Source organism: Streptomyces sp. NPDC101234 (assembly GCF_044767525.1).
In the GTDB taxonomy this organism is placed as follows: domain Bacteria; phylum Actinomycetota; class Actinomycetes; order Streptomycetales; family Streptomycetaceae; genus Streptomyces; species Streptomyces sasae.
Genome location: NZ_JBIWOA010000089.1, coordinates 1 through 8,513 on the forward strand (window position 1 = coordinate 1; position 8,513 = coordinate 8,513).

Here is an 8,513-nt window from a genome sequence, read left to right on the forward strand (position 1 = left end):
CCGGCACCTGCACCACCTGCCACCAACCCCTGCCCAGAACAACCCCCACCAGCCAGAACCCGAGAGCCAGAGCAACTTAACGGAGTCCTACTAGCAGCCGATCGACGAACACCAGCTGGTGCTTCGCGCCGGCTCCCACAGCCTGCTTGCGCGGCCGAGACACAAGCAGCCTTGCCCGGTGCCGCTCATGCCACAACGGGCCCATCTCCGCGTGTCCACTCTTTCACGACGTCTCGTCGGACTGACGGCCTCTGGCTTGGCCGCCGAAGGCAACGTCGCCGAGATCGCCGAAGTGCCGGACATCAGGAGCGAGACATGTGATGGCCGTAGCCAGGCGGACGGGGTCGATGCGGCTCAAGGTCGTGGAGTGTCTGATCCGGGTGGTGTTCCCGAACTTCGCGACGAAATCCGGGTCAACCTGCGTGGCGAGGTAGGTATCAAGCGCCTCCTGCTGGGGGCCGGTCGAGGGACGAGCGGCGGTCTGCCGGGGAGTGCGGCGGTAGACCTGCAGGTCGCTGACGCGCCGCCACGGGGGGCCTTCGGCCGACCAGTCCACCGCCACGACCTCGGGCCAGGCAACGAACTCGGGCCTGCGGAAAGGAAGGAGGCGGTAAAGCGTGATTCCCTGCTTGTCCACCTGCACACTCTTGCGGTGACTGGAGCAGACTGCCGCGATCCACACAGCCAAGGGGCTGAACACTAGGTCGATGTGGTCCATCTCCGGCGGCTCCGCGTGCGGAAGAAAGCCCTCCGCCCCTAGGAGCAGGACCATGACCATGACGCTCAAGACGCCAGTACGAGTCCAGCCATACCGAACCACGTACGAACCGTTGAACTGCCCCATGCGCACCATGATGACGCACTTCACGTACCCGAAGACGGCGTGATCAAAGTTCACTGAGACCGGTCAAGACTCAGTGAGACAGGACAGCTCGACCATGAAGATCACGATCTACGGCTGGAGTACGGCCCAACGCGGCGGACCGCACCGCGGACACACCGTCGAGGAACTCATGACTGACTACCTGGCTGCCGTGATGGAGATGCTCGGCCCGGCCCAGAACCGCTACGCGGACCCAGCTGCCTGGGACCGTCTCCACGCAGAGCTCGGCATAGAACTTCCGCCCGACTACAGGGCCCTCGTGGACGCTTTCGCCCCCATCCAGATCAACGGGCACCTGTACCTCTCCCACCCAGCGACCGAACGGTGGAACCTGGGCCAAAACATCCGCAGCACGATCAAGGCGTGGTCTGAGGTGCCGTGGGACGACCTCCATCTCGACCCGGACGAGGACCCCCGCCAGCTCTTCGGACTCGACGAGCTGAGCTTTGGCACCCGCAACGAGCTGTGGCCGATCGCGAGCACCGACCGAGGCGAGACCATCTTCCTGATCGCTGCCCCTGAGGCTCCGAGGCTCCTGGTGAGCTATGACGAAACCTGGGCAGAGCACCGCATGAGCTTCGCGGAATGGCTCTACCGCTATCTCATCGGCGAGGACATGAGCGGGCCCAACAGTGCAGCCTTCTACCCCGGCCCCGTAAAGTTGGAGCGCCTTCCAATGTCCGCTGACGAACGCACCGAACCGCGGTACGCAGGACACGCCTGATAAGCCGCCGTTCGCGGCGATCATCTACGTGCTGGTCAGCGGCTGCGCCTGGCGGGCACTGCCGCCCTGCTTCGGAATTTCGAAGTCGACCGCCCACCGGCGGTTCCTGATCTGGTCCAGAGCCGGCGTCTGGGGCCGTCTGCACGAGGCCGCCCTTCACCGATTGGACGACGCCGGCCTCATCGACGTCACCCGCGTCGTCCTCGACACCGCCCACGTCAGGGCGAAAAAAGGGGCAAACTTCATGATGGCACGTTCGACTGTGTTGCGTTTCTTATAGCGTTCGCGGTCGAACCCGGTGGGCCGACCGCCGCGGGAGCCGCGGTTGTGGCGGTGTCTGCGCTGGTCGAGCCGTTCGGGGATGGTGTGTGATATGCCGCGTCGTCGCAGGTAGCGGCGGTTTTCGCGGGATGTGTAGGCCTTGTCGGCCAGGACGCGGTCGGGTCGGGTGCGTGGTCGGCCGACTCCGATGCGGGGCACCACCACCTGCTCCAGGACCGGCACGAGCTGGGGGCCGTCTCCGTAGTGCCCGGGTGTCAGCAGGAGGGCGAGTGGCCGGCATCGTCCGTCGGCTGCGAGATGGATCTTGGTGGTGAAGCCGCCGCGGGAGCGTCCCAGACACTCGCCGACCTGACCACCTCCTCCAGCCGGACGGCCAGTTTGCAAAGCACCGGATCGACCTGGTTCGTCCGCCGGCCGACCCCCTTTTGAGGAACCGCAGCGGGCGGTGCCTTCCTCGCACCGGCCGCGTGCTGGTGAGCCCGCACCGCGGTGGAGTCCACCGACACGTCCCAGTCGATCCGGCCGGCGGCGTCCTCAGCGGCCTGCACCTTCGACAGCAGCATCTGCCAGGTACCGTCCGCCGACCAGCGGCGATGGCGCTTGTAGACCGTCTCCCACGGACCGAACCGCTCCGGCAGATCCCGCCACTGCACCCCCGTCCGCACCCGGTACAGCACCCCGTTGATCACCCGCCGGTGATCACTCCACCGGCCCCCACGCGCACCACCGCGAGGTAAAAACGACTCCAGCCGATCCCACTCCGCGTTCGTCAGGTCTCCACGTCCCATGCAGCCACCCTGCCCCCAACACCCCACACGCGAAGCGAGATCCGAGAAACAGCGCCTAGATGCACGGCAAGCTCAGCAGGACGGCGCGCAGTGCCGTGTCGCCTGCGGACCGGCCAGGACATCGAAGTCGTACCCAAAGGAGGCGAGCCCCGCGACGGCCGCCACCAGTCCGAGCGCGGTACGCCACCGGCCCCGTACAGCGACGAAAACAGCCAGGGCAGCGGCGGTCCCGCCGAACACCAGGACCGGCAGGCCCAGCCGGAGCAAGTCCGGGTTGGTCTCGCCCTCGAAACCGCCGAGGAGGCCCCTCCGGCCGTACGGGAGCCAGACTACGAAGCCCGCCAGCGCGCCGAGTACCGCTGTCAGGCACCCCGCGGCGCCGGTGGCGGCTTCACGCCGGGTCGTCTGTTCAGTTTCCATATACGGAGAGACACCTCGCAGGCACTGGGAAGTTCCGCTGACCCCGTCGATGCTGCTCCGATCTTGGGACAGGCCAAAACCAGCAGGCGGGCACCAGGTGAGGGAGCCACCGATCCACCAGTGGCTGTGCCCACCGGACGAGCAGTTCCACGGCCTGGAGCTCGGCATAGGTGAGATGGCGAAGACAGGCCGGCACTCCCTCCAGCGTTCCGTTGCGGCATGGGTACTTGCCGCTGCCGCGGCAGCACCCCGCGCGGCGGCGCTCAACGATGACCTGCGCCAAGAGAACGCGTTCGATCAGATCAGGCGTCATGGACTTCGCGAGCATGGTCGGCACCGTAGACGGTCCCACTGACACCGCCGTGCAGCAGACACAGCAGTGCCCCGGACGACGGGCGTCCGGGGCACTGCACGAGTTCAGATGCGCCAGGAACGGATGCGGTCGGCGGCGTCGTACCCGTCGACGCGGCCGGCGTCGATGTCGCGAGCGAGGTCGATCAGCGCGCCGTACGGCGGGTCTACGGCCTCACCCGCGGCGTCCATGTACGCCGTGACGATCGCGGCGCCGTACAGGGCGTTGCGGGCCGGGAGGGGGCGCAGTCGGATGAGGGCGTGCATCAGAGCCGCCGCGCGCCAGGCGTTGTCGACGGCCACGCTGACCTGAGGGGTGTTCACCCGGTGGCGTGCGACTGCAGCCACGAGGTTGGAGAAGTCGTGGACCGACGGCTGCTTGGGCAACACTTCCGCCTGGCGCTCCAGCAGCCAGCGGATGTCGATGTGGAGCTCCATGGTCAGGCAGCAACCCGTCCAGAGGCGTCCAGCCGGGCGGGAGCGTCATCGGGGAACGCCGCGTCGAACGCGGCCGCGTTGTCGGCGATGAACGTGCGGAAGACGTCGGCGGCGCTGTCCAGACGCGGGTCGCGGACCGCGTTGAGTGCGGCCTCGGTGATGAGCGCGGTGACCGTGGTGCCCTCGGCTTCGGCACGCTCCTGCAACTGCGCGTGGAGCTCTTCGGGGACCCGGATTGTCACTGACTTCGACATGCTCCGACCGTACAGCAGGGCGTACAGCACTGGGAGGGATACGGCGGAACCGCCCACGGACGGGGACGCCCCCGCGTCGCGCAGCGGGTGCCGATGACACAGATGAACAGCTGAACAGTGACACAGATGGTCACGACGACCTGGGAAAACAGGGGGTTGATGACACAGATCCGCGGCCAACGTCCAGGACCGACTTCCCGAACGCGGTCGGCGCGATCACCACCCCCAGCGTGACGCAGAGGACCACGGACATCTTCTCGTCGAACCGGCTCCGGGCCTGCGTACGGCGGCGCAGCCGCACGACGATGATGATGGCGAGCAGCACCGCCACGTTGATGGTCACGATCATGTGCCCGGACCTCCCGTTAGTCCACAACTGCCTTGCGAACATTGCCCGTTCACTCCGGTGTTCTTGTGTAGCGCGAGAGAGCCAAGGCCGCGCCGGGGTTGACGGGGGTTGGCGGCAAAGCTGCCCTCCTGGCTTGATTGCGCAGGTCAGGGGCGCGGCGGGTGCGGGTGGGCGAGGCCTGCGGGAGCGGGTACGGACCGTGACGTCGCGGGCAGTCCGGCAGGATGCTCTGTCACGCGTCACGCTGTCACGGCGATCCGGCCTAGAGGGGGGTGCAGGCCCGATCCACAGCCCAAGAATCGGACATTAGTGATCATTCTTGCGGCTGCCGTCACGCTCCAAGTGGCGGGGGTGACAAGGGCTTTGGAAGTGCGTGACGGCAAGATCGGTCACGTTCGGTGAGCGTGACAGGGTGCTGGGTGCTGTCATGTCACAGGCTCACAGGTCGCCCCTCGGGAACCTTGCCACCTGGGGATTCGAGCGTTCGACCTTACAGGTGAACAGGGCGATCCGGGCATTGCGGCTCTCGGGCTCCGGCCGTGTCACAGGTTGTCTGGGAGCCTGTGAGGTTGCCCTTGGTGATCACGTCCGGGGTTGGGGCCAGATGTGCGGGCCGCGGCACTGCCCGCAGGCGGCGCAGCCGGCGCACTCCATGCCGAACTGCTTGGGGGTGCGCGGGCAGTGGCAGATGGCTGCGTTTCCCGTTGAGTGAGCGGCGGCGTGGTGGTCACACGGCGACGACGAAGTCCTGCTGGTAGTGGGCGGTGTGCTGCCGTTCGTGTTCGAGTCGACCGGCCTACGCCGCCCACAACTGTGCGGCCGTCACCGCCACCCGGGGCGCCCTGCTCGCCCTCGGCGCGGCGGGCGGGCGCACGGACGCGGGGCGCCCGGCGTCCCTCTCCACCCGCTGAGCCACCGCGGCCGGCGGCCGCGTGACGTCAGGACGCAGGCTGCCGCGGGGCCGGCTGATCAGGGCAATGGCTGCAGCCATCAGTGACGGCGCACATGTCGGTCTGTGGCTTGGCCGGCGCCAGCCACGGGCCGACCCTCCGTGGCCGGTCAGAGACCGGGCAGTTCGAACCCGAGGGCGGCCAGGGCCTCCTCGGCGGCCTGCTGGTCCTGGTCGTAGGTGCCACCGGATATCCCCAGCCCTCCGACGCACTGGCCGTTCTCGATGATCGGGTAGCCGCCGCCGACGGCCATCACACGAGGGTGGCCGCCCAGCGGCGCGATCTGCGGGTTGGCGAGCAAGTCGTTCCACGTGTGGGTGGGGATGCGGAAGGAGGCCGCGGTCCAGGCCTTGTCGAGGGCGACTTCGGCGGTGAGAAAGGGCGCGTCGTCGGCGCGGTCGAATGCCTTCAGATGTCCGCCCTGGTCGGTGACGGCGATGGACGCCGTGAAGCCGATCCGGGCAGCGGCGGCGTGTACCGCCGCGATGAGTGCGCCGGCGGCGGCCTGGGTGATGGACGAGGCGGGGGCCGACTTCTGGAGTGTCTCGGTGCTCATGATGGTTCCTGTGTTCCGCTGTTGCTGTTGCTGTGCGGTGGCGGATGAAGCGGCCGTGAGCCGGGTCATCGCAGGGGTGAGGCCGGGGTGGGGACCACACGGGTGACGACGGACTTCTCGGGGATCAGCAGGTCGTAGACGACCGGACCGATCTCGTTCTTCCAGCGGTCGTGCTCGTACACGGCCGCGTACAGGGCCTCGCTCTGGGCCTCGTCCTCGAACCGGCGGATCCACACGTAGCCGTCCTCGTCCTCGGTGTCGACGAAGGAGGCGGTTACGTCCATGCCCAGCGAGGCCTGGAACGGGATGACCACGTCCTCCATGTAGCGCACCCACTCCTCGCGGCGCCCGGGCTGCGCCCGGTAGCGGCGGATCTCGTAGTACACGGTGCTGCTCCTGACTGTTTGCAGGGATGGTCAGTCGGTCACGGTAAGGACGACCTTGCCGCGGGTGCGGCCGGCCTGGACGTGGGCGTGGGCCGTGCCGACCTGCTCCAGCGGGAAGGTCTCCTCCACCTCGACGGCGACCTCACCGGCGTCGATCAGGCCTGCGATCGTGGTCAGCGCGGGACCGTCCGGCTCGACCAGGTACGCAGTGAGGCGCACGCCGGCCGCCTCGGCGGCCCGGGCCAGGTCCGGGGAGACACCGGACGGTACGGCGACCAGCAGGCCGCCCGGGCGCAGGACCTTCAGCGAGCGGGTGCTCGTGTTGTCGTGGGCGTCGCCCACCAGGTCGATGACGACGTCGACGTCCTTGACGACGTCCTCGAAGCGCGTGGTGGTGTAGTCGATGGTCTCGTCGGCGCCGAGTTCCTTGAGCCAGGGGTGGCGGGCGGCGCTGGCGGTGGCGATCACGTGGGCGCCCAGGTGCCGGGCGAACTGGACCGCGAAGTGGCCCACTCCGCCGGCGGCGGCCGTGATCAGGACGCGCTGGCCGGCCTGGACGTGAGCGGTGTCGACCACGGTCTGCCAGGCGGTCAGCGCTGCCAGCGGCACGGCGGCCGCGTGCGCGTGGTCGAGGATGGCCGGCTTGCGGGCCCGCTGGCGGGCCGGCGCGGTCACGTACTCGGCGTAGCCGCCCGCGGCGCGCGGGAACCACGGCATGCCGTACACCTCGTCGCCGACCTTCAGGGTGGTGACGCCGAAGCCGACCTTCTCGACGATGCCGGAGACGTCCCAGCCGAGGATCAGCGGGAGCGTCTGCAGCCCCGCCATTCCCTGACCCTCGCGGGTCTTCCAGTCCACCGGGTTGATCCCGGCGGCGTGCACCCGCACCAGCACCTCGGTCGGCAGTGGCTCAGGGCGCGCGACCTCCTCGACGGTCAGCACCTCCGCTGCGCCGAACTCGCTGATGGTGACTGCCCGCATGGTGTTCTCGCTCATGGTGTCCTCGCTCATGTCTGCCTTGCTCTTCCTTCAGCGGGTACCGCGTCCCCGCTACGCAAAGAGTGGCGTGTGCTTGCCGAGGCGGGTGAGTGGCCGGAGGGCCACCTGTCGTACCATTCCGGCCATGTCGCATCGTGTCGCTGTTCTCGCCCTCGACGGAGTCCTGCCGCTGGATCTGGGCATCCCGGCCCGGGTGTTCAACGAGGCCCGTAAGCCGGACGGGACTCCTCTGTACTCCGTCGTCACCTTCTCCCTCGGCGGCCGGCCGGTGCGCACGCACGAGGACTACCGGATCGTCGTCGACCACGACGAGTCGGTGCTGGAGAGCGCGGACACCGTCGTCCTCGCCACTCAGGAGCCCGGCGAGGACCTGCTCGCGACCGGCGCGCTTCCCGGGGAACTCGCCGCGGCGCTGGACCGGATCGGGCCGCGGACCCGCATCGTCAGCCTGTGCACCTCGGCCTTCCTGCTCGCGGCGGCCGGTCTGCTGGACGGCGGCCGGGCCACCACACACTGGACGCTGTGCGACGAACTGGCGAGGCTGTTCCCCGACATCGAGGTCGATCCGGACGTGCTGTTCGTCGACAACGGACGCATCCTGACGTCCGCCGGCGGAGCCGCCGGCATCGACCTGTGCCTGCACCTGGTCCGTCTGGACCACGGAGCGGCGGTGGCCTCGGCCGCCGCGCGGCGCTGCGTGGTGGCGCCATGGCGCGAGGGCGGCCAGGCGCAGTTCATCGAGCACCCGGTACCGCAGGACACCGACCGCTCCACCTCGGCGACCCGCCAGTGGGCGCTGGACCGGCTGGCCGAGCCGATCACACTGGAGGACATGGCCCGGCACGCGCACATGAGCGTGCGCACCTTCACCCGGCGCTTCCGCAGCGAGGTGGGCAGCAGCCCGCTGAAGTGGCTGGCACAGCGACGGCTGGCGCACGCGCGCCTGCTGCTGGAATCCACCGACCTGACCGTCGCACGGATCGCCACCGCCTCCGGCTTCGGCGACCCCGTCGCCCTGCGCAAGCACTTCCACACGCACCTAGTAGGACTCCGTTAGGTCTGTCTCGCGGCACTGTTCGGGGGCATGCTGGAGGCGTGGACGCACATGAAGTGAACCGTGCTCGGGCGAAGTT

General features: G+C 68.6%; 11 protein-coding genes and 1 pseudogene. 3 read left to right on the forward strand and 9 right to left on the reverse strand.

The window, feature by feature from the left end; genetic code table 11:
- Nucleotides 1-223 precede the first annotated feature (223 nt).
- A complete protein-coding gene (locus ACIRR9_RS55375; protein ID WP_403769526.1) occupies nucleotides 224-844 on the reverse strand; it encodes a hypothetical protein in 621 nt (206 codons plus the stop codon).
- A 94-nt stretch (nucleotides 845-938) separates the two neighbouring features.
- Here ACIRR9_RS55375 and ACIRR9_RS55380 point away from each other — a divergent pair, with 94 nt between their 5' ends.
- Both ACIRR9_RS55380 and ACIRR9_RS55385 read left to right on the forward strand, forming a co-directional pair.
- Complete coding sequence (locus ACIRR9_RS55380; protein ID WP_403769529.1) at nucleotides 939-1,607, forward strand: SMI1/KNR4 family protein; 669 nt, start codon at nucleotides 939-941, stop codon at nucleotides 1,605-1,607.
- Nucleotides 1,588-1,842 (forward strand): annotated as a pseudogene (locus tag ACIRR9_RS55385) (transposase); the annotation flags it as partial. The gene ACIRR9_RS55380 and the pseudogene ACIRR9_RS55385, both read left to right, overlap by 20 nt.
- On the opposite strand, the gene ACIRR9_RS55390 reads toward ACIRR9_RS55385, so the two are convergent.
- From ACIRR9_RS55390 to ACIRR9_RS55425, 8 genes are all read right to left on the reverse strand, one after another.
- Nucleotides 1,764-2,677, reverse strand: a protein-coding gene (locus tag ACIRR9_RS55390; protein ID WP_403769551.1) for an IS5 family transposase whose coding sequence is annotated in 2 segments (ribosomal slippage) — nucleotides 1,764-2,296 and nucleotides 2,296-2,677 — 915 coding nt in all. Because the reading frame shifts where the segments join, the coding sequence is not laid out codon by codon here. The pseudogene ACIRR9_RS55385 and the gene ACIRR9_RS55390 overlap by 79 nt on opposite strands.
- A 72-nt stretch (nucleotides 2,678-2,749) precedes the next feature.
- The gene (locus ACIRR9_RS55395; RefSeq protein ID WP_403769531.1) at nucleotides 2,750-3,097 is read right to left on the reverse strand and encodes a hypothetical protein; all 348 of its coding nucleotides are present in this window, start codon (nucleotides 3,095-3,097) and stop codon (nucleotides 2,750-2,752) included.
- A gap of 417 nt (nucleotides 3,098-3,514) precedes the next feature.
- Complete coding sequence (locus ACIRR9_RS55400) at nucleotides 3,515-3,886, reverse strand: toxin Doc (protein WP_403769534.1); 372 nt, start codon at nucleotides 3,884-3,886, stop codon at nucleotides 3,515-3,517.
- A gap of 2 nt (nucleotides 3,887-3,888) precedes the next feature.
- Nucleotides 3,889-4,140 carry a YlcI/YnfO family protein gene (locus ACIRR9_RS55405; protein WP_403769536.1) on the reverse strand — a complete coding sequence of 84 codons (252 nt, stop codon included), beginning with the start codon at nucleotides 4,138-4,140 and terminating at the stop codon, nucleotides 3,889-3,891.
- Between the two features lie 130 nt (nucleotides 4,141-4,270).
- Nucleotides 4,271-4,489: a hypothetical protein gene (locus ACIRR9_RS55410; RefSeq protein ID WP_403769539.1), complete on the reverse strand. Its 219-nt coding sequence runs from the start codon at nucleotides 4,487-4,489 to the stop codon at nucleotides 4,271-4,273.
- A 1,059-nt stretch (nucleotides 4,490-5,548) separates the two neighbouring features.
- On the reverse strand, nucleotides 5,549-5,995 hold the full coding sequence (locus ACIRR9_RS55415) for a heme-binding protein (protein ID WP_403769542.1): 447 nt from the start codon (nucleotides 5,993-5,995) through the stop codon (nucleotides 5,549-5,551).
- A gap of 65 nt (nucleotides 5,996-6,060) precedes the next feature.
- On the reverse strand, nucleotides 6,061-6,381 hold the full coding sequence (locus ACIRR9_RS55420) for an NIPSNAP family protein (protein ID WP_403769545.1): 321 nt from the start codon (nucleotides 6,379-6,381) through the stop codon (nucleotides 6,061-6,063).
- A gap of 30 nt (nucleotides 6,382-6,411) precedes the next feature.
- Nucleotides 6,412-7,377 (reverse strand): NADP-dependent oxidoreductase, encoded by a 966-nt coding sequence (locus tag ACIRR9_RS55425; protein ID WP_403769554.1) that lies wholly within the window; start codon nucleotides 7,375-7,377, stop codon nucleotides 6,412-6,414.
- A gap of 127 nt (nucleotides 7,378-7,504) precedes the next feature.
- Between ACIRR9_RS55425 and ACIRR9_RS55430 the strand changes: the two genes are divergently transcribed.
- Nucleotides 7,505-8,437, forward strand: coding sequence for a GlxA family transcriptional regulator (locus tag ACIRR9_RS55430; protein WP_403769548.1), 933 nt, complete (start codon nucleotides 7,505-7,507; stop codon nucleotides 8,435-8,437).
- The last annotated feature ends 76 nt before the right edge of the window (nucleotides 8,438-8,513 follow it).

Coding starts and splice junctions, on each gene's coding strand:
- ACIRR9_RS55425 (WP_403769554.1), bottom strand. CDS start 7,377: ATGAGCGAGAACACCATGCGGGCAGTCACCATCAGCGAGTTCGGCGCA.
- ACIRR9_RS55405 (WP_403769536.1), bottom strand. CDS start 4,140: ATGTCGAAGTCAGTGACAATCCGGGTCCCCGAAGAGCTCCACGCGCAG.
- ACIRR9_RS55430 (WP_403769548.1), top strand. CDS start 7,505: ATGTCGCATCGTGTCGCTGTTCTCGCCCTCGACGGAGTCCTGCCGCTG.
- ACIRR9_RS55410 (WP_403769539.1), bottom strand. CDS start 4,489: ATGATCGTGACCATCAACGTGGCGGTGCTGCTCGCCATCATCATCGTC.
- ACIRR9_RS55395 (WP_403769531.1), bottom strand. CDS start 3,097: ATGGAAACTGAACAGACGACCCGGCGTGAAGCCGCCACCGGCGCCGCG.
- ACIRR9_RS55375 (WP_403769526.1), bottom strand. CDS start 844: ATGGGGCAGTTCAACGGTTCGTACGTGGTTCGGTATGGCTGGACTCGT.
- ACIRR9_RS55415 (WP_403769542.1), bottom strand. CDS start 5,995: ATGAGCACCGAGACACTCCAGAAGTCGGCCCCCGCCTCGTCCATCACC.
- ACIRR9_RS55400 (WP_403769534.1), bottom strand. CDS start 3,886: ATGGAGCTCCACATCGACATCCGCTGGCTGCTGGAGCGCCAGGCGGAA.
- ACIRR9_RS55380 (WP_403769529.1), top strand. CDS start 939: ATGAAGATCACGATCTACGGCTGGAGTACGGCCCAACGCGGCGGACCG.